General features: G+C 32.7%; 18 protein-coding genes and 1 pseudogene. All 19 read left to right on the top strand.

Going from position 1 to position 21,541, the window contains the following annotated elements:
* The 19 genes and pseudogenes from CDO51_RS05520 to CDO51_RS05425 all read left to right on the top strand — a co-directional run bounded on the left by CDO51_RS05520 (nucleotide 1) and on the right by CDO51_RS05425 (nucleotide 21,423).
* A complete protein-coding gene (locus CDO51_RS05520; RefSeq protein WP_089023309.1) occupies nucleotides 1–990 on the top strand; it encodes a Kae1-like domain-containing protein in 990 nt (329 codons plus the stop codon).
* Between the two features lie 1,079 nt (nucleotides 991–2,069).
* A complete protein-coding gene (gene folD, locus CDO51_RS05510) occupies nucleotides 2,070–2,924 on the top strand; it encodes a bifunctional methylenetetrahydrofolate dehydrogenase/methenyltetrahydrofolate cyclohydrolase FolD (protein ID WP_089023307.1) in 855 nt (284 codons plus the stop codon).
* Nucleotides 2,906–4,168 carry an exodeoxyribonuclease VII large subunit gene (xseA, locus tag CDO51_RS05505; RefSeq protein WP_089023306.1) on the top strand — a complete coding sequence of 421 codons (1,263 nt, stop codon included), beginning with the start codon at nucleotides 2,906–2,908 and terminating at the stop codon, nucleotides 4,166–4,168. The genes folD and xseA overlap by 19 nt, the downstream gene beginning before the upstream one ends.
* Nucleotides 4,158–4,406, top strand: coding sequence for an exodeoxyribonuclease VII small subunit (locus CDO51_RS05500; protein ID WP_240503494.1), 249 nt, complete (start codon nucleotides 4,158–4,160; stop codon nucleotides 4,404–4,406). The genes xseA and CDO51_RS05500 overlap by 11 nt, the downstream gene beginning before the upstream one ends.
* 1 nt (nucleotide 4,407) lies before the next feature.
* Nucleotides 4,408–5,298 (top strand): polyprenyl synthetase family protein, encoded by an 891-nt coding sequence (locus CDO51_RS05495; RefSeq protein ID WP_089023305.1) that lies wholly within the window; start codon nucleotides 4,408–4,410, stop codon nucleotides 5,296–5,298.
* Nucleotides 5,299–5,331: 33 nt separating this feature from the next.
* A complete protein-coding gene (locus CDO51_RS05490; protein ID WP_089023304.1) occupies nucleotides 5,332–5,775 on the top strand; it encodes a divergent PAP2 family protein in 444 nt (147 codons plus the stop codon).
* Between the two features lie 678 nt (nucleotides 5,776–6,453).
* Nucleotides 6,454–7,047: a hypothetical protein gene (locus CDO51_RS05485; protein WP_089023303.1), complete on the top strand. Its 594-nt coding sequence runs from the start codon at nucleotides 6,454–6,456 to the stop codon at nucleotides 7,045–7,047.
* 25 nt (nucleotides 7,048–7,072) lie between these two features.
* Entirely contained in the window at nucleotides 7,073–8,974 is a 1,902-nt protein-coding gene (gene dxs / locus CDO51_RS05480) for a 1-deoxy-D-xylulose-5-phosphate synthase (RefSeq protein ID WP_089023302.1), read from the top strand.
* Entirely contained in the window at nucleotides 8,961–9,800 is an 840-nt protein-coding gene (locus tag CDO51_RS05475) for a TlyA family RNA methyltransferase (RefSeq protein ID WP_089023301.1), read from the top strand. The genes dxs and CDO51_RS05475 overlap by 14 nt, the downstream gene beginning before the upstream one ends.
* Entirely contained in the window at nucleotides 9,797–10,657 is an 861-nt protein-coding gene (locus CDO51_RS05470) for an NAD(+)/NADH kinase (protein WP_089023300.1), read from the top strand. The genes CDO51_RS05475 and CDO51_RS05470 overlap by 4 nt, the downstream gene beginning before the upstream one ends.
* A 13-nt stretch (nucleotides 10,658–10,670) precedes the next feature.
* On the top strand, nucleotides 10,671–12,356 hold the full coding sequence (recN, locus tag CDO51_RS05465; RefSeq protein WP_089023299.1) for a DNA repair protein RecN: 1,686 nt from the start codon (nucleotides 10,671–10,673) through the stop codon (nucleotides 12,354–12,356).
* A 167-nt stretch (nucleotides 12,357–12,523) separates the two neighbouring features.
* On the top strand, nucleotides 12,524–13,819 hold the full coding sequence (gene spoIVB, locus CDO51_RS05460; RefSeq protein WP_089023298.1) for a SpoIVB peptidase: 1,296 nt from the start codon (nucleotides 12,524–12,526) through the stop codon (nucleotides 13,817–13,819).
* A gap of 190 nt (nucleotides 13,820–14,009) precedes the next feature.
* The gene (gene spo0A, locus CDO51_RS05455) at nucleotides 14,010–14,843 is read left to right on the top strand and encodes a sporulation transcription factor Spo0A (RefSeq protein ID WP_089023297.1); all 834 of its coding nucleotides are present in this window, start codon (nucleotides 14,010–14,012) and stop codon (nucleotides 14,841–14,843) included.
* A 117-nt stretch (nucleotides 14,844–14,960) separates the two neighbouring features.
* A pseudogene (locus tag CDO51_RS05450) lies at nucleotides 14,961–16,403 on the top strand (IS1182 family transposase).
* A 113-nt stretch (nucleotides 16,404–16,516) separates the two neighbouring features.
* Entirely contained in the window at nucleotides 16,517–17,668 is a 1,152-nt protein-coding gene (gene steA / locus CDO51_RS05445) for a putative cytokinetic ring protein SteA (protein WP_240503493.1), read from the top strand.
* Between the two features lie 15 nt (nucleotides 17,669–17,683).
* Nucleotides 17,684–18,139, top strand: a complete 456-nt coding sequence (locus CDO51_RS05440) for a copper transporter (RefSeq protein WP_089023296.1) — start codon at nucleotides 17,684–17,686, stop codon at nucleotides 18,137–18,139.
* A complete protein-coding gene (locus CDO51_RS05435; protein ID WP_089023295.1) occupies nucleotides 18,123–18,809 on the top strand; it encodes a glycosyltransferase family 2 protein in 687 nt (228 codons plus the stop codon). The genes CDO51_RS05440 and CDO51_RS05435 overlap by 17 nt, the downstream gene beginning before the upstream one ends.
* A 14-nt stretch (nucleotides 18,810–18,823) precedes the next feature.
* Nucleotides 18,824–19,645 carry a hypothetical protein gene (locus CDO51_RS05430; protein WP_089023294.1) on the top strand — a complete coding sequence of 274 codons (822 nt, stop codon included), beginning with the start codon at nucleotides 18,824–18,826 and terminating at the stop codon, nucleotides 19,643–19,645.
* 23 nt (nucleotides 19,646–19,668) lie between these two features.
* Nucleotides 19,669–21,423 carry a sigma-54 interaction domain-containing protein gene (locus tag CDO51_RS05425; RefSeq protein ID WP_089023293.1) on the top strand — a complete coding sequence of 585 codons (1,755 nt, stop codon included), beginning with the start codon at nucleotides 19,669–19,671 and terminating at the stop codon, nucleotides 21,421–21,423.
* Nucleotides 21,424–21,541 lie beyond the last annotated feature (118 nt).

The raw sequence follows: 21,541 nt of genomic DNA, 5'->3' as shown, positions 1-21,541 counted from the left end.
ATGGGTTTAGTCCTTGGCATAGATACAAGCTGTTATACAACTTCTTTAGCCTTATTAGATACTAATCTTAATTTTATTAACTCTGTACAACTTCCCTTAGAAGTATCCTCAAATAAAGGGGGATTACGGCAATCAGAAGGTGTTTTTCAACATACAAAGAACTTACCTAAAGCCCTAGAAAAGTTGACTGATACTATGAAACTTGACTTAAAATATAATATAACAGCTATTTCTGTTAGTAGTAAGCCAAGACCACAAAAAGAATCTTACATGCCAGTGTTTTTAGTTGGTGATTCATATGCATCTTTTTTAAGGACTGCTTTTGAAGTCCCTATTTATCGAGTTAGTCATCAAGAAGGTCATATAGCTGCTTGTTTATATGACAATTTACAAAAAATAGATCTTAATGTTTTAGAAGAGTTTTATGTATTTCATGTATCTGGGGGTACAACAGAATTATTAGAATGTGTTCCCTCACAGAATTATAGTTCGTTTGATATTAAAATTATAGGTGGGACAAGGGATCTTGCGGCCGGTCAATTAATTGACAGGACGGCTAACAAACTAGGTCTTCCTTTCCCTGGTGGGCCACAATTAGAAAGTCTATCTAAATTCGTGGATGCTAAACAAGATGTTTCAGTCCCTATATCTATATCCGATACATGGGTAAATTTTTCAGGTCCAGAGACCCATATCAAGAAAATTATAAATGAAGGTAATTATAAACGAGAAATTATTGCAAGAAAAGTTGAAAAATGTGTAGCAGAATCTTTAGTTAGTATATTAAAAAATGCTTCTAAACACAAAAGAAAAAAGAAAATTTTATTCGTTGGGGGAGTAATGAGTAATAATTATATAAAAAAGTATATTAGTAGATGCTTTAGAGAATCTGAAATATCTTTTTTATTTACCACGCCTAATCTCTCAAAAGATAATGCAATAGGTGTATCTTTGTTAGGTCATAATCATTTGAAAACTCAAATGGCATAAGTTAATATATAGAGAATTTTATTATAGTATGTGTTAAGTAACCACGGAGAAGAAAGCTAAATATTTTAATTAATAGAACCTTTTACTAAAATGTTTAGTACCTTGTTTTCTATTTAAAGGCAAACTCATGTGATTCTTTTACTAGAATTACAATAACCATCATATTTGAAAGTGGTATAGGATTAAGGTTAATAGGGCAATGACCATTTTTCTATACAAGAAGCGGTAGTTTTCAGTACAATCAAAGTCCGGTATCGCTGTGAAGATATTGTATTTTTATTCATGAGGGGGAGTAGTAGAGTATTTTTGACTCTCTAAAGGTTCAATATCTCTAATAACACTGAACCCATCTGTTAATTCACCAGTAAAAGCGTAACAAAATGCCATTGTTGTAAGAAGCTTGGACTTGGACTCAGCTTTTAGAACGTTTAGGCATTTTACTAAGAGTTTTATCAATTGATTCATGGTCAGGCTTTATGGGAGTTTCCTTCTCAACCTTTCTTTTAGGATAATGGAAATATTCAGGGTTATTAAAAGAGGCCTCAAATCCAGTGATGTAAAAGAGGGAAGGGATGAATCAAAAGGGAAATATGGTTTAGTTAATTCAATTAGCTTATGTAATATTTCTTTATACCATCTTTTCTTAATTTGTGTTTAAATCTAGCAAAGCCTGAAGGGTTAGAAACGGAATCGATAAAGCAGTAAAAATTTAAGCGGTCTTGATAGTTCAGAAAGCTAACTAACACTGAACCGTTGGTATGGAGAAAAGCTTTTGAATTATTGAAGTAAAAAACATAGGAGAATAAGGCGCCGTCCTGTTTGGTTAATTTCAGAAAAATCTACGTAATCAGAAGTTTCTTGAGTTTCGAATGAGAATCTAACTTTTGAAACTCATTGGAGTAATCAAAGAAAGAAATTTTGTTTTTCACAGGATTACCTCCAAGAAATATTCCTAGATGAGTGTTTCGTTATAAAGTGGAGGGACTCCTGTTGAAATAGCCTGCAAAATCCTTTTATGGTAGACTTTTAAAGTTTTGCAGGAAGTAAATATTTTAATTCCAAAAGGGAGGTATTATAAAATGAGTGCACAAATCATTGATGGTAAGAAGGTTGCTAAGGGAATAAGGGGAGATTTGAAAGAAGAAGTTGCAAAATTAAAAACGGATGGTATAGCACCTCATTTAGCAGTTATATTAGTTGGAGATGATCCGGCTTCAAAAACTTATGTAAGTATGAAAGAAAAAACAGCAAATAAAATTGGGATGGAATCAACTGTAAAGCGACTTCCTTCTGATGTTTCTGAAGAGGAATTATTACAATTGATAAAAGAGTTAAATGAAAATGATTCTGTACATGGAATATTAGTACAATTACCGTTACCACATCATATTAATGAAAATAAAGTTATCAATTCTATAGACCCGGATAAAGATGTTGATAGTTTTCATCCCATCAATGTTGGAAATTTAGTAGCTGGTAAGAAAAAATTCACCCCTTGTACTCCGGCAGGTATTATGAAGTTATTAGAATCTATCAATTGTGAAATTAATGGAAAAAATGCAGTGATTGTTGGGCGTAGCAATATTGTTGGAAAACCAATATCATTATTATTACTTGAGCAAAACGCGACAGTATCTATTTGCCATTCTAGAACTAAAGATTTAAGTGCTATGACAAAAGAGGCTGATATTTTAATTGTAGCAGTAGGAAAACCTGAATTTGTAACAGGAAAAATGATTAAGCCTGGTGCAGTTGTAATTGACGTTGGAGTTAATAGAATAGAAGGAGAATTAATAGGAGATGTCGAGTTTGACTCTGCTAAAGAAGCAGCTAGCCATATTACGCCTGTGCCCGGTGGAGTTGGCCCTATGACGATTACGATGCTATTAAATAATACTATTGAAGCTGCAAAGGCATGGAAAAACAAGCAGTAACTGTAACACAGCTTACAGGTTACTTGAAGAATCTTTTATTAAAAGATAACAATTTAAAAAATGTCCTGGTGAGAGGTGAAATCTCAAATTTCAAACATCACTCATCAGGGCATATGTATTTTACTATTAAAGACCAGGGTGCTAGTTTACGGTGTATAATGTTTAGAAACCGGAATTGGGCCCTGGACTTTAAGCCTAGAGATGGAATTAAGGTAATCGTTTCAGGTTTTGTGGGCATATATGAAAAAGCCGGGCTATATCAACTTTATGTAGATAGTATGCAACGTGATGGAATGGGCTCTTTACATTTAGCTTTTGAAAAGTTAAAAAACGATTTAAAAGAGGAAGGTCTCTTTGATACTGAATATAAAAAACCAATACCTAAGTTTCCTAAAAAAGTAGTAGTTATTACTTCACCTACTGGTGCCGCTGTTAGAGATATGGTTGTAACGATTAGTAGAAGATATCCATTAACATCCATAACATTAATACCGGTACGTGTCCAAGGTGAATTGGCACAAACAGAAATTGCTTCTGGGATACAGTACGCGAATGCAATGATTGATGGAGACGTAATTCTTCTCGGCAGAGGAGGAGGTTCTTTAGAAGAAATTTGGCCATTTAATACAGAAGACGTGGCACGAGCTATTTTTAACTCTCAAACCCCAGTGGTGTCCTGTGTTGGACACGAAACAGACTTTACTATTTCTGATTTTGTATCAGATCTAAGAGCACCTACTCCAACAGCTGCTGCAGAATTAGTGGTTCCAGATCAAGAAGAACTTATGCGTTTATTAGAAGACTATAGACAAAGGTTAGAAAAAGGTCTACTTAATAGAGTTAATAATCTTAGACATAAATATCATGAATTAGTAAACAGACCAGTTATTAAAACACCAGAGATTTTCGTTTTAGAAAGAAAAAAAGAATTAGAATATTTGGATCAGAGGTTGTTACGAGAACAATATCATTTAATACAGGAGCAAAAAAATCAATTTAAAATTCTTGTTAAAAAACTTGATTCATTAAGTCCGTTAAAAGTACTAAAAAGAGGATATACTTTTTGTGAAACAGAAAAAGGCCAAGTAGTTACAAGTATTGAACATTTAGGAAAAGGTGATAATATTCAGTTACAGTTTAGTGATGGTAAAGCGGATTGTTGTGTAAAAGGAACAAAAAATCATAGCTACGATGATATTTATGAGTTTGTTGAGGGTGAAGGAGTGGATAGAGGTGACAAGTAAAAAAGAACAGATGAGTTTTGAAGATTCTTTAAAAGAATTAGAAAAAGTGGTAAAATCTTTAGAACAAGGAGATTTAACCTTAGAACAATCGCTAGAAAATTTTCAACGTGGTATTGAATTATCTCAAGTTTGTAGTAAAAAACTTCAAACTGCTGAAAAAAAGATTGAAAAATTGGCAAAGGATAAACAAACCGGTGAATTAACTTTAGAGCCTGTCGATTTTGAGGAGGAGAGTTAATATGAATTATGATAATTATTTAGAAGACAAAAGAATTTTAATTGAGCAATCTTTAGATGAATATCTACCTAATGCTGAAACTATTCCCAATCACATTCATAAATCTATGAGGCATAGTGTTTTTGCAGGTGGCAAGCGCCTTAGGCCTGTATTAACATTAATTACAGGAGAGTTCTTTGGAACAAAAGAAGACGAGTTACTTCCGTTTGCCTGTGCTATAGAAATGATTCATACCTATTCTTTAATACATGATGATTTACCAGCTTTAGATAATGATGATAAGAGAAGAGGTAAACCAACTAACCATGTGATATACGGAGAAGATATAGCTATTTTAGCAGGAGATGCTTTACTGAATTATTCATTTGAACTAATGTTAGAAAGCTCTTTAAATTATAAATATCCATATATTGGCTTAAAAGCGGCTAGAGAGATATCAAAAGCATCTGGCACCTCTGGAATGATTGGAGGACAAGTTGTTGATTTAGAAATGGAAAAAAATAGAAACGCTAATATTGAAAATGTTTCTTTTATACATGAAAATAAAACTGGTGCATTATTTAATGCCAGTGTGAGAGCTGGTGCTATAATAGGTGAAGCAAGTAGTAATGACTTGAATAATATAACTAATTACGCTCAAAAGTTAGGGTTAGCTTTTCAAGTTGTGGACGATATATTAGATATAAAAGGTGATGAACAAAAATTAGGAAAATCACTTGGAAAAGATGAAGAAAGTGATAAAGCTACATACCCCAAATTAATAGGTTTAAAAGAATCTGAACAATATGCACAAAAATTGTATAATGAAGCAATTAACTCTATATCTACCTATGGGGAAAAAGCCGAACCATTACGAAAAATAGCTAATAAATTAGTGAATCGAGAAAGTTAAAAGGATCTATCTACTCTAAGGGGTTGATATCGTTTGGAATTTTTGGTTAAACTAAAATCTAATGATTTTTTTGCAACAGCTGTCATATCTTGGTTTATTGCACAGCTCTTAAAAGTTTTGATATCGTTATTAAAAACTAAATCAATAGATTTTAAATTATTTGTAGCAAGTGGAGGTATGCCAAGCTCCCATTCTGCATTTGTAATGGGGTTAACAGGTGCCTTAGGTTTTAAAGTGGGGTGGGAGTCCCCTTTAACAGCTATGGCACTTGTTTTATCTTTAGTAGTTATGTATGATGCTGCTGGTGTACGTAGAGCTGCCGGTAAGCAAGCAGCTATATTAAATAGATTAATTTTTGATAGCAATAATGATAAGAAATTAACAGAAAAACGTCTGAAGGAGTTATTAGGCCATACTCCTATAGAAGTTATTTTTGGTGCAATTTTAGGTTTGGTTGTATCTTATCTAATAGTATAATTCTTTTTATTTTTATTAAAGCTGTGTTATAATATTTATGAACCTTAATAAGCAGATGGTGCAGTATCCTAGTTGGCAACCCTATTTTCGAAGGCGGGCCTAAAAATCCGCTAAAGGGCACATCGATGAAGTTCCTGGTGTCGGCTTTCGACGCCCAGTTGAGGGTCGGTGCTGGGAGTTAAGGTAGTAGGGAAATCTACAATGGCATGTAGATGCCCCCCTGCTTCCGTGGAGACCTAAATATGTGGTTTATTTGACACATGGGCAAATAAGCTACGGTTTAGGTAGAACCTGTATGCAGCGAAACTGTGTACAGTGTAGCCTGCCTTGAGTGGTATTGGTGGATAACTTAAATATGAGTGTTCTGCAAAGGGCCGGCCTCTGCTCGAATACTCTGTTTGAAACCAATACTGCAAAAGAGGCTAGAAAATGGGAAATGTCATTGAGGAAAACTCCTAGGCTGTTCCCATCTTATGGGAAGAAGTTCGGGGATTAAAGTGTGGTCTAAGTGGTAATCTAGCACTGTCTTTGGTAACAAGATAGAGAAAGAATTAAAGGGAAACCGCCGAGATGGCGACACTCGGTTTCTTTCTGGGAAAACCGGCTAGACCTTAAGCCACAGCGTTTACCCGAACTGCTACCATCTGCGCAAGGTTTTTTGAGGTAAGGTGAAAAACTTTGAAAAATAAAGAAAAAGAAAAGCAAAATGCGGTCTTACGTTGGACCGTAATTATTAGTATATGGACATTTTTTTTAGCAGTTATATTTAGTTTTCTAAGTCAATTTATTCTATCGCAAGTTACTTCAACTATAATAACTTTTTTGGTTTTGATAATAACTGTTTTAATAGGTATTTTTTTTGATTTGATTGGTGTCTCTGCTACTTCAGCTAGCGAAGCACCTATTAATGCTAAAGCCGCGAAAAAAGTTTATGGGGCAAAAAAAGCAAATAATTTAGTAAAAAATAGAGATCAAGTAGCTAATTTTTGTGCCGATGTTATAGGTGATATTGCTGGTATAGCTAGTGGTACTATAACTACTATATTAGTAATGAGACTTATTACACATCAAGAAATGCTAGGATCAACAGCTTTAAATATAGTATTAACAGCTTTTATATCTGCTTTTACTGTAGGAGGCAAATCAATAGGGAAATATTTAGCTGTAACAAAAGGAACATATATTATATACATAGTCGGAATTTTTTTGACTAAACTAGAAGAGTTTATAAGTATTCCAAAGAGATACATTTCTAGTCTGATGGATAAATAAAGCTTTAAAGGTTGAGGGGGTTTATATGTATAAACTTTTAGATCAAATTAATTCACCAGAAGATCTGCAGAGTTTAACTGCCGATGATTTATGTCGCTTGTCAGATGAAATTAGAGATTTCTTAATTAGTAATGTTTCTAAAACTGGAGGACATTTAGCCCCGAATCTGGGTGTAGTAGAGTTATCACTTGCTTTACATAGTGTTTTTTCTACGCCAAAAGATAAAATCGTTTGGGATGTTGGTCATCAATCATATATTCATAAAATTCTAACTGGTAGAAAAAAACAATTTAATGACTTACGTAAGTTCAAAGGCTTGTCTGGATTTCCTAAGCCAGAAGAAAGTGAGCATGATTCTTTTGCAACTGGACATAGCAGTACATCAATTTCAGCTGCTCTTGGTATGGCTAAAGCGAGAGATTTGAAGCAAAGTTCTGAAAAAGTAGTTGCTGTTATTGGTGATGGTGCGTTGACAGGCGGTATGGCTTTTGAAGCATTGAATCATGCTGGACATGAAAAAAGTAATTTAACTGTTATTTTAAACGATAATGAAATGTCTATTGGTGAAAATGTTGGTGCTATGTCGTCTTATTTAAGTCGATTGAGAACAGATCCTACATATCACCGTGTTAAAGATGATATAGAATTTCTTCTAAAACGTATTCCGGCAATTGGCGGTAAAGTTATAAAATCTATGGAGCGTGTTAAAGATAGTCTTAAGTATTTAATGGTATCAGGTATACTATTTGAAGAGATGGGTTTTACGTATTTGGGACCTATTGATGGTCATGATGTTTCAAACCTTCTAAATGTTTTAAAGAACGCGCGAGAAAAAAATGGTCCTGTTTTGGTTCATGTAATAACAAAAAAAGGTAAAGGGTACGAACCTGCAGAAAAGTTTCCTGATAAGTTTCATGGAGTAAGTTCATTTGATGTATCGACTGGCAAACCACTTGAAAGGCCCAATCTGCCTCCAAAATATTCTGAAGTTTTTGGTGATACTGTTACTGAAATTGCTAAAGAAGATAAATCGGTAGTTGCTATTACTGCTGCTATGAAAGATGGAACTGGATTAAAATCCTTTGAAAAAGAATTCCCCGAACGGTTTTTTGATGTTGGTATTGCAGAACAACATGCAACAACTTTTGCAGCAGGGTTAGCAAGTTCAGGATACAAACCAGTAATTGCCCTGTATTCAACTTTTTTACAAAGAGCATATGATCAAATAACCCATGATATTTGCTTACAAAATTTACCTGTTGTATTAGGTGTTGATCGTGCTGGAATAGTAGGTGGTGACGGAGAAACTCACCAAGGTCTTTATGATCTTTCCTTTCTAAGGAATATTCCAAATTTAGTTATTATGTCTCCGAAGAATGAAAAAGAATTAAAAGATATGATAAGTACTGGTATATCACTAAACAAACCAGTTGTGATTAGGTATCCACGAGGTTGTGGAGAAGGCGTACCTTTAAATGAGCCTCCTAAATTATTGCCTCTTTATAAAGGTGAAACTTTGAGAAAAGGAAATCAAATTGCCTTGGTTGCAGTAGGTAAAATGGTTAACCACGCTAATAAAGTAGCAGAAAACCTAGAAACTCATGGTATCTCTACGACAGTTTATAATGCAAGATTTATAAAACCGTTAGATGAAGAGGGTATTAAAAAGTTAGCATCTAGTCATCAACATCTATGCGTGTTTGAAGAAAATACTGAAATAGGTGGGTTTAGTAGTGGAGTACTTGAATATCTATCAAGTATAGGTATGTCTGATAAAATATTATTTCGTTTTGCACTTCCAGATAAATTTATACCACAAGGTGAAAGGGATAAGCTATTAGCTGAATATATGATGGCACCTGAACAAATTTCAGATAAACTATTAAATTTTTTAAGAGATGAGGGTGAACAGGTTGACCACGGGTAAAAAAAGATTAGATCAAATTTTAGTTGATAAAGGTTTTATTTCAAGTAGAGAAAGAGCTAAAAGATGTATAATGGCTGGCATGGTTTATGTTGATGGAGAAAAGGTTGATAAACCAGGACAAAAAACACCTAGTGATAAAAATATATATGTAAAAGAAGATCCGTTAAAATATGTTAGTCGTGGAGGATTGAAATTAGAGAAAGGTTTAGAGGCTTTTAAGGTAGATATAAATGACAGAATTGCTATAGATGTTGGAGCATCAACTGGCGGATTTACGGACTGCTTATTACAAGTAGGTGCAAGACATGTTCATGCAGTTGACGTAGGATATGGACAGTTTGCATGGAAACTTAGAAAAGATGATAGAGTGAGTGTTTATGAAAGAACTAATATACGTCATGTAGACTCTAATTTGTTTGAGCCTATTCCAACTTTAGCTACAGTAGATGTTTCATTTATATCACTAAAATTAATCATACCTAAATTAGTGGAAATCTTAGATGAACCTAAAGAGATGATTATGTTAATAAAACCCCAGTTTGAAGTTAGTAGAGATAAAATTGGTAAAAATGGCGTTGTTAAAGATAGATATACACATATTGATGTATTACAAAACATTTTAGAGTTTTCTTTGGAAAATAATTTAGAACCAAATAACATAACTTATTCCCCCATCAAAGGACCTAAAGGTAATATTGAATATTTGATTCATTTATTAGATAAAAAATCAAATAAAAATAATTATAACAGGAATCGTCACTTTTCAGATATGATTGCAAGAGAAGTAAAAAATGCTCATGAATTTCTAAAAGGAGGCTCTTTATGAACTCTATTGCATTGATACCGAATATACATAAGGATAAAGTATCTGAAATCACTCGTAGAATGCTTAAAATTTTTATGGATCATGATATCAATGTATATTTAACTCATGAAGGAGCTGATTTAATAGGTGAACCTGAAATGGGGGCGTCTTCTGATGAAATAGGAAATGTTGCTGATATCATAGTTATTTTAGGCGGAGATGGAACCATCTTAAAAGTTGCACGGGAATATGCCTACTATGAAATTCCTATTTTAGGAGTAAACCTTGGGAAATTAGGATTTTTAGCTGAAATAGAAGCAAGTGAAATAATTGGAAATTTAAATAATTTATTAGAAGGAAACTATACAATTGAAGAACGGTTGATGTTAGACGCTACAGTAATAAGAGAAAGAAAAGAAATTTCAACTTTTTGCGCTTTGAATGATGTTATAATAGCTAAAGGACCTTTTTCAAGGATTATAGAAGTTGAAACTAAAGTTGGAGGAAATTATTTAGAAACATACCCAGGGGATGGATTAATAGTTTCAACACCAACTGGATCGACTGGCTACTCTTTTTCAGCTGGTGGTCCTATTATTAGTTCAAATTTAGATGTAATGATGATTACACCAATTTGTCCACACCTGACGCATAATAGATCTGTTATTATATCATCTAATGAAACAGTATTTGCTAGACTTAAAACTTATTATTCGGTTGTTGTTTTAACTGTTGATGGACAACAAGGTTTCACATTACAAGATGGTGATGAAATTAAAGTTAGTAGATCAAAATATAAAACAAAATTAGTTAAGCTAAGAAAAAGAAGTTTTTATCAATTGTTAAACGAAAAGTTAACTGGAAGTCAGGAAGTATAAAGGAGGGTTCCTGATGTTAGTCCATCTGGATATCAAGAATTTTGCTTTAATTGAACATCTAGTATTAGAACCTTGTTCTAAATTAAATATTTTAACAGGTGAAACAGGTGCAGGTAAAACCATAATTTTAGATGCATTAGGCTTAATTTTAGGTGAGCGAGCCTCAAGTAGTTTTATAAGAACAGGATGTAATAAAGCTACAGTACAAGGTGTTTTCAAACCTTCTTTTTATAAAAAAAAAATCATAACTCAACTTCTAGATGAATGGAACTTACCTAAAGAAGATGATGATAGCCTGATCCTAACAAGGGAAATTTCTCTAAATAAGAGTATATGCAAAATTAACGATCATGTAGTGACACTTTCAAAGTTTAAGGTTTTGGGTAAGCAATTAGTAGATATGCATGGACAACATGAACATCAATCATTACTCAGTACAGATAAACATTTAGATCTTCTAGATGCTTTTGGTGGACATACCATACTTTCTGTGCGAAAAGAAATTTCAAATTTATATGATAAATTTGAAAATGTACAAACGGAATTAGATAATTTAGTAGAAGACCCTAAAGAGCGAGCACGTAAACTAGAATTATTAGCTTATCAAAAACAAGAGATAGAAGACGCCAATCTTACTGTGAAAGAAGAAGAAGAACTTACTGATTTACGGAAAAAACTTATTAATGTTGAACGATTACGAGAAGCTGTAGGGTACTCGTATCAAAGACTGTATGCAGGAGATGACTATCAATCTTCGGTTATTGATTCACTGGGGTTAATATTAGATAAACTTTCTTCTGTGGTGGATGTAGATGATAATTTAAATAATATTAATAAACAATTAGAAAATTCGATGATACAACTTGAAGAAATAAGCCGTGAAGTTAGTGATTATCTAGAAGCTATAGATATTAATCCAATAGAATTACAAGAAGTAGAAGAACGTTTAAGTATTTACAATGAATTAAAAAGAAAGTATGGTAATAGTGTTGTTGAAATTAATCATTATTTTAATAAAATAACTGCTGAGCTTGAATACTTAGAAAGAGCTGAAGATAAAAGATCTGAGTTACAGCAAAAAAGAGATAAAATAAAACGTAAAATTATAGAGCTCTCTGAGCAATTAAGAGAAATGCGGTATGATTCTAAAGAACGATTAGAACAACTTATCCAAAAACATTTATCTGAACTAGCTATGGGGAAAATTCAATTTGCAGTTAAAATATTTGAATTGGATGAAATAACTACAAAAGGTATGGACAAGCTCGAATTTCAAATAAGTCCAAATCCTGGTGAACCTTTAAAACCTTTAAATAAGGTTGCATCTGGTGGTGAATTATCACGGATAATGCTAGCTTTAAAATCTGTTTTTTCAGAAATTGATAATATAGGTACTATGATTTTTGATGAAATTGATACAGGCATTAGTGGCGATGCTGCACAAAAAGTTGCTGATAAACTAAAACAATTATCTGATATCAATCAAGTTTTATGTGTTACTCATTTACCTCAAGTAGCAAGTAAGGCAGATAAACACCTTAAGTTAACTAAAAAAGAATTGGATGGTAGAACTTTTACTGTTTTAGAAGAATTAGATGAAAACCAAAAGATCAATGAAATTGCCAAAATTATAGATGGTGATAAGCCATCAGAAACATCAATAAAACATGCAAAAAATATGATATTTGGTTCAAATTAGCACCATTTATAAAATGGTGTTTTTTTTGTTAATCCTAGCATTGAATTCAGTTTATTCCCTGGATTTGAAACCGTATGAGACATACTTAGCAGGGGAAATTTAAAAATGACCCAAAACAGTTAAGATGTTGGTGGGGAGGTGAAAAATTAAACTAGGAGTGTTGGCAATTGAAATCTAATAAACGAAAACTAACAGGAATATGCTTAGCGTTAACCATATTATTTATTGGTTTCAGTAGTCCGGTACAAAATTATGCAAATATACCAGATGAGATAAGGATTTTAGAGAATGATCATTACGAAATACAGCCCAGCTTGCCTATAAAGATATATGTCACAAGTGGTCAAAACGAGCAAGTTTTGTCATTAAATGGAAACGAAACACTTGCTGAAGATTTGGTTGAAGTTAATTTAGGAAAACCGTTAAAAATTGAACCCAAAGATATAGGAGAAGTAACTGTAGAATTTCGTCTTTTTGGTTATGTTCCCCTAAGATCGATGGAAGTAAACATCGTTCCTGATAGGGATCTTATTCCAGGTGGAGAATCTATTGGAATCAGATCAGGAGCTGGTGAAGTGATAGTTACTGATCATTATTTTCTACAAACCCAAAATGGTGAACTTTCGCCGGCTAAAGAGGCGGGAATAAAAGCCGGAGATAGTATAGTAAAAGTTGACGGTCAAAAAATCCGAGACATAGATAAAACGTCTAAAATTCTAGAAAATACTTTAGAGGAAAGTTCATCTATTAATATTACAGTAAGGAGAAACAATGAATTTAAAAAAACAACTGTTGAATCTAGATACTGTAATGAACTTCAAAAAAAGAGTATAGGCCTATATTTAGCTGACTCTTCTTTAGGTGTAGGCACGTTAACTTATATAGATAAAAAAAACAATACATTTGGTGCTCTAGGTCATTCAGTATCTGATTTTACAAATAGAGATGGATCTTTTAGAGACGGTAGAATTGTAAATGCAAGAATAGTTGATATAGAAGAGGGAAAAAGCGGAAAACCAGGACAAAAAAGAGGAGTATTTGTTGAAGAAGATCAACCATACGGAAAAGTAGAAAAAAATACGGATTTTGGGATTTTTGGTCAAATAGAAGATGAACAAGTAGATACTACTTCTGTAAACAAAAAATCTATAGGTTTAATTGATCATGTAGATGAAGGAGAAGCTGAAATTTTGACAGTTTTAGAAGATGACAAAGTTGAAAGATTTGATATTGAAATTAAAAGGCTGATGCCACAAAACTCTGCAAGTGGTAAAGGTATGGTTATAGAAGTAACTGATGAAGAATTAAAAGAAGAAACTGGGGGTATTATTCAAGGAATGAGTGGAAGCCCAATTATACAAGAAGATAGAATTGTTGGGGCAGTAACACATGTGTTTGTAAACGAACCAACTAAGGGATATGGTATATTTCTGGAATGGATGTTATATGAGGCAGAGCGATAATGACAAAAAAGTTTAATTTCTAACAAATAATCATAACAATAGCATCGAATGGTGTCAACATTCGATGCTAATTTTTTAGCAGTTTTAGAAGGAGAAATTACTGACTTTGTCGAAATCATCTGTGAGTAATTTCCAACTTAGGAATTTGTTTATTATAGAATAATTTGCTTTATTAAAAGGAGGTAGGTTAATGATTAATGTGTTGATCGTAGATGATAATAAAGAATTCTGCGAAATTTTACAGGATTATTTAGTAGAACATGAAGAGTTTAATGTTGTCGATGTAGCTTATAATGGAGAAGAAGCTATTGAATGTATTGAACAATCAAAGCCTGATGTAATGTTATTAGATATTATTATGCCAGTTCTAGATGGAATAGGTGTTTTGGAATATCTTCAACAAGAGAACGCTAAAAAAATTAAACCTAGAACTATTATGCTAACAGCTTTTGGACATGAGAAAATAACACAAAAAGCAGTTAATTTAGGAGCAGATTACTATATTTTAAAGCCTTTTAGTATGGATATTTTGGCTGATAGGATTAAGCAATTATATAATGGATTTGAATTTAAATCAGAAATGAATTTAGATGAGGGAAAAGCAGATATAATAGAGTATAATGAAGGTAATAAAAAACATGAAGAAACAGAAGATAATAAACTTGATTTAGAAAGTGAAATAACTGAAATTATTCATGAATTAGGAGTTCCAGCTCATATTAAGGGATATTTATATTTAAGGCAAGCTATAATGATGGTTATTGAGGAACCTGATTTATTAAGTTCTGTAACTAAAATATTATACCCTAAAATAGCTGAATCTTTTGAAACTACTCCTAGTAGAGTAGAAAGAGCAATTAGACATGCTATTGAAGTTGCATGGAATAGAAATGATATAGAAACAATTAAAAACTTGTTTGGGTATACTATCAATACAGAAAAAGGAAAACCAACGAATTCTGAATTTATAGCTATTGTTGCTGACAAGTTGAGATTAAAAAATAAAAAAAGTGTTAGTTTATAGTTTTAAGAGAGGCTTAAAAAGCCTCTCAGCTTGTCGACAAAGTCTATTAAATAGGCAGGTCGACAAGCTTTTTTTGTAGAATAGTAATTTCGGAAAAAATAATCCGAGGTGATAAAGGTGCTAAACAAGCAAGAAAGAGAAAAACGTAAAGCAGCAGAAATAGTAATGCTGGACGATTTGGTGCCTAAAGATCACTTAGTGAGAAAAGTAGATGAAACTATTGATTTTGATTTCATCTATGATTTAGTTGAAGATTATTATTCTAAAGATACAGGTCGTCCAAGCATAGATCCAGTGGTTTTAATATAAAAATGGTGTTAACTCGATATCTGTTTGGGATAAGGTCTATGAGACAGACCATAAAAGAGATTGAAACCAATGTAGCGTACCGTTGGTTTTTAGGTTTAGGTTTATATGACCCGGTACCCCACTTTTCAACATTTGGAAAGAACTATGAACGTAGGTTTAGAGACACAGACGTTTTTGAGCAAATATTTTATCGTATTTTAAAAGAATCCGTAGATCGAGGGTTTGTAGATCCTTCAGAAGTATTCATTGACTCAACTCATGTAAAAGCAAATGCAAATAAAAAGAAATTCATTAAAAAGCACCGAAACGAGAGCATATCAAGAAAAATTAGATGAAGAAGTAAACATAGATCGAGAGAAATCCGGAAAAAAGCCCCTACCCTCCCGAAACAAAACTGAGTTTCGGGAGGGTAGAATAAGCACAACAGATCCGGAAAGTGGTTACTTTGTTAAGAACGAGCGCGAACGATTATTTGCTTACAACTGGCATACTGCTTGCGACAAGAATGGTTTTGTATTATGTAGTATTGTAGAAGCCGCAAATGTACATGACAGTCAAGTGTTTTTTGATGTGTTTAACAAGATTAAAGAACTAGTTAAAAAGCCCGAGACAGTAGCAGTGGATGCCGGTTACAAAACACCTGCGATTGCGAACTTTCTATTAGAAGAAGATGTTCATCCTGTGATGCCTTATAAACGTCCTCAAACTCCAAAAGGATACTTTAGAAAACATGAGTATGTGTACGATGAGTACTATGATTGCTATATTTGTCCACATGAACATATATTACATTATCGCACTACTAATAGAGAAGGTTACAGGGAGTATGTCTCTGATCCTAAAGTATGTCAAAGTTGTCCTGATATAGATAAGTGTACTCAAAGTCAAAAAAACCAAAAAGTAATATCTAGACATATATGGCAAGATTCTTTAGATGAAGCAGAACATCTAAGACACACACATTACAACAAACAAATTTATGAAAAGCGTAAAGAGTCAATTGAAAGAGTATTTGGTGATTTAAAAGAGAAGCATGGTTTGCGATGGACCACACTTCGTGGGAAGAGTAAAGTGGCAGCGCAAGCGATGCTTGCTTTTGCTGCAATGAATCTGAAAAAGTTAGCGAACTGGTCCTGGAAAAAGAAGAAGGGCAGTTCGTTTTTTTATTTTTTAGGCAAAATAAAGCCAACATCAGATAACAAATGGCGGCCTCCTAATAGTAAATTAGAAGGCCATTTGTCTACAATCTGAGAGGCTTAAAAAGCCTCTTTTTTTATTGAGTTATAAAAACTGAACGGTTTTTCATAGTTGTGGTTAAATTAAGGCATAATAAAAATGCCTAGAAATAATTCGGGGGGATCGTAGTGATCACATTAAAAAACAAGCTAAAAGGACCAGCTAAATTAGACTTTAAAACGAAAAATTTGGTGGCAGAGTTAAAACAAGGAGACATTGCGGTAATTGCCCATGAAAATTTAGATGAAATTGCCGCAGAATCTTTAGTTGAGGCTGGGATAACAGCTGTTATTAATATAGAGGACAGTATGACAGGTTTCTATCCAAACCAAGGCCCCCGAGTATTACTAAGGGAGAATATACCTCTAATTGATAAGGTAGAGGGAGAGAAACTTCGACAGTTTTTGGAGAATAAAAGTAATTGTTATCTAACAATTGCTGACAACAAAGTTTATCATAATGAAAAAAAGATTACAGAAGGAAGGTTAATAACAAAAAAGACTTTAGAAAATTTAGAGAGAAAAGCTGAAGAAAATTTTGAAAATAGATTAAAAGAGTTTGTCGAAAATACTTTTAATTATGTTATTCCAGAGAAAGAATTAATGTTTAAAAATCTAGAGCTTAGTGATTTACCAGGTGATATGTATGAACTAATAAATAATAAGCACTGTGTAATAGTTGTTAGAGGAAAAGATTATCAGAGTGACCTTAAAACTATATCAGAATATATTAATCAAGAAAATCCAATTTTAATCGGTGTAGACGGAGGTGGAGATGCTTTACTAGATCGTGGGTTTATTCCAGATGTTATTTTAGGGGATATGGATAGTGTCAGTGACCGTGCCTTAAAAAAGGCAAAATATTTGTTGGTCCATGCTTATCCAAATGGAGAAGCCCCAGGAGGAGACCGACTACAAGATTTAGGTTTAAAATATTATAATATACCGGCACCAGGTACTAGTGAAGATGTTGCCCTACTAACAGCTTTTCAGTTAAATGCTAGATTATTAATCGCTTTGGGTACACACACTCATGTAATAGATTTTCTAGAAAAAGGTAGAAAAGGGATGGCAAGTACTTTTTTAGCACGACTAAAGGTAGGAGAAAAGTTAGTAGATGCTAAAGGTGTAAGTCAGTTATATCGGCCACGTGTTAGAATACATGCATTAGGAATGATTTTATTTGCAGCAATAATACCAGTAATTATACTAGCTTCATTGTCACCTGTTGTAGCACACTTTTTTAGACTTATTTATCTGTATCTGCGATTGTTGTTTTAATTAGGGAGGAATTAAATGTTTAAAATAAATCATTATGTAATTACTATTGTAGCTTTATTTTGTAGCCTAGGAATCGGCATATTAATGGGGATGACTATGGGTGAAGATGTGTTGGTAAAACAACAAGAAGAAATTATAGATAGATTAGAACAACATTTTGAAATGGTGACAGAAGAAAAGCAAGATTTACTAGAAGAAAATAAAAGTTTAAAAAATGAAATCGATGAAATTAAACATACTCAAGAAGTTATGGTTTCAACCTATAACGATTTGATTGCAGAACAAGAAGTGTATATTTTAATGAGAGATGAGTCTTCTTTACTTGAAAGTAAGTTACGAAGTATTGGTATAGATGATTTGGAAATGTTACCTTTAAATGATAATTTTAAATTAGATGACGATGTCTTAACAGTAAACTCAACTGAAATTGTTGTGATTATAGGGAGTAATGAAGATGAAAAAAATAGATAAAATATCTGTTATTATACCAGCTTATAATGAAGAAGACACTATTCAAAATACTATAAGGGCACTAAATCACATCTCTAAAGTAGGTGAGATTATTGTTGTTGATGATGGGTCACTAGACAATACGGTAAACAAAGCTAGAGCTATGGATGTTAAATGTATTAAATTAACTAATAATAGAGGAAAAGGAAGAGCCTTAAGCATAGGGGTTGATAAAGCAAACTTTGATATAGTTGCTTTTGTTGATGCTGACTTAGGAGAAACAGCACAACAAATTAGTTATTTAATAAACCCTGTTACTAGAGGTGAAACGGATATTACTATTGCTAAATTTCCTAAAAGTAACAACGGAGGGTTTGGTCTTGTAAAATGTTTAGCTAAGTGGGGAATACAACACGTAACTGGTAAGAAAGTGAACACAGCTCTTTCAGGCCAACGAGTGTTAAGTAAAGATACAGCAAAAAAGATAATTGAAAAAGAGTGTGATAGTAAGTTTGGGATAGAAGTAGGAAGTACTATTGAAGCAATTAAATTACAAAAGGAAATAAAAGAAGTCGAAGTACAAATGGATCATAGGGTAACCGGCAAAGATTTTTTTGGTTTTTTACATAGGGGAAAACAATTTGTTCACATATTAAAAACAATTATAAATAAGAAAATTGATTCACTCTGAATAGGAGGATAAGTGTGATAGTATGGTCTCTTGTAGGTTTTACTGCTATAGTAATTGGTTTGTCATATAATTTGATAAAAGTTTTTAAAACAACCTTTCAAAAAGCTAATATAACTGCAAAAAATTATCGTAATAATGAAATACCTATAGCTATGGGAGTTGTATTTCCTTTCATATATTTACCATCAATTCTTATTTATTTTGTAATGGTTGATAGACAATATACTCAAGTTATTTCTTTATTTTCAATAATGAGCATATTTACAATTTTAGGTTTTATAGATGATCTGAATATAGAACGAAGGAAAGGGATAATTGGCCATATATATTCATTTATATTTCAAGGTCAAATTACTATAGGATTTATAAAAGCATCTTTTGGTATACTTATAGGGGGAACATTTTCAATAGTACTAAACAAAGGGTTTGAAAATATTATTTTATTAGATACGCTTCTAATAGCTCTATCTGCAAATAGTATCAATTCATTAGATGTAAAACCTGGTAGAGCAACTAAAGGAGCTTTGTTATTTGGAATACTTATTTCTTTATTTACTTTAGAAACTAGTATATTAATCATATATCCAGCTATTATTATGCTGACATATTACTTGAAAGGTGACTTAAAAGAGGAATACATGATGGGAGATGCAGGAGCAAATGGTATTGGATCTTTTTTCGGTGGGTTTGCTGTAATTATATTACCTTTTCAACAAAAACTGGTGTTATTGACAGTTTTCATTGCACTACATATTTTGACAGAGTTTTATTCGTTAAGTAGAATTATAAAAAGGTCTTCTATTTTAACATTTTTCGATAATTTGGGTAGGCAATGATTTTATGTATGGAGTGTGATCTGATGGTTAAGAAAAGATTGAAAAATAGTTTTTCAACTTCTGGAAAAGAGATTGACCGAATTTTAAACTCTACTCATGATGGCATGTTAGCAGTTGATCACAATGGAATTGTAACTGTTTTTAACGATGCTGCAGAAAGAATTACCGATATATCAAAAGACTCAGTTTCAGGTAAATATGCAAAAGATGTTATTCCAAATACACGCTTACCTATTATACTTAACACTGGTGTACCAGAGTATGATAGAAGACAAGAACTAAATGAATATACTACAATTATTACAAATAGGGTACCTGTTTATGATGAATATGGTAATATTCAAGGTGCTGTTGCGGTCTTTAGAGATATTACAGAGATAATTACGCTAGCAGAAGAGGTTACAGATTTAAAAGAAATAGAAAGTATGCTAAAGGCTATAATTAATTCAACTCAAGATGCTATTTCTGTAGTAGATGAAAATGGTATTGGTATATTAATAAACCCTGCATATACAGAAATAACTGGTTTGACGAAAAATGATGTTATAGGTAAACCTGCTACAGTAGATATTGCTGAAGGTGAAAGCATGCACTATAAAGTTCTTAAAACTAAAAAAGCGGTAAAAAATGTTCCACTGAAAGTTGGACCAAATAAAAAAGATGTTCTAGTTGATGTGGCACCGATTATAGTAAATGGAAACTTAAAAGGTAGTGTAGGAGTGATACATGATGTATCTAAGATTAAACAACTTACAGAAGAGCTGAATGAAGCGAAGAGTATCATAAGAAAACTAGAAGCAAAGTATACCTTTGATGATATAGTAGGCGAATCAGGTGATATTAAAGCAGCAATTCGGATTGCTAAGACAGCTGCTCAAACACCCGCAACTGTCTTACTTAGAGGAGAAAGTGGAACCGGGAAAGAACTTTTTGCACATGCTATTCATAATAACAGTGAAAGAAGATATGATCCATTTGTAAGAGTGAATTGTGCGTCACTAACAGAGACTTTGTTAGAGAGTGAACTTTTTGGGTATGTTGAAGGAGCTTTTACAGGGGCCAAAAGGGGAGGAAAAAGAGGACTTTTTGAAGAAGCAAAAAGTGGTACTATCTTTTTAGACGAAATTGGAGAAATGTCATTAAATCTACAAGCTAAGTTATTAAGGGTTTTACAAGAAAGAGAAGTGATGAGGGTAGGAAGTAATAAGCCTGTACCAATAAAATGTCGAGTTATTGCAGCAACTAATAGAGATCTAGAAAATGCTATAAATAATAACGAGTTTAGAAGAGACCTTTACTATCGTTTGAATGTAATACCTATTAAAATTCCTTCTTTGGGTGAACGTGCTGAAGACATTCCATTTCTAGCTCAATTTTTATTAAAAAAGTTTAATCAAGAGTATGGTAGAAATGTAAATGAAATATCAGACAAAGCGTTAGAAATATTGAAGAAATATGATTGGCCAGGTAATGTTCGTGAATTAGAAAATTACATAGGACGAGCAATGATTAATATGGAGATTACTGAAACAATCATGAAACCTAACCATCTACCTTCAACAGAACAAACTACAAAAATTAATTGTAATAATAGTACACCTAATGGACGAGAATTTACTAAAGATTTGTCTTTGGATGAAATTATACAAGAAACTGAAAAAAAAGCAATTATCGAAGCCTTAGAGCGTAATAATGGAAAAAGAAGTGAAGCAGCGAAGGATCTTAATATTGCTTTACGAACCCTATATTACAAAATTGATAAATACAAAATCTCTTAGACTGCAAAATAACGCATGCAAAATGATGCATCTTGCAAATTATTGCAATAAAAAAACGCAAAAATGAGCCTGTTTCACGCCATTTGCCTATTGGCATATAAATTGCAATATATATTTA

The sequence above is a fragment of the Natranaerobius trueperi genome, from assembly GCF_002216005.1.
Lineage (GTDB): Bacteria > Bacillota > Natranaerobiia > Natranaerobiales > Natranaerobiaceae > Natranaerobius_A > Natranaerobius_A trueperi.
Note: the sequence above shows the minus strand (reverse complement) of the source record. Positions and strands in the feature narration are given on the sequence as shown.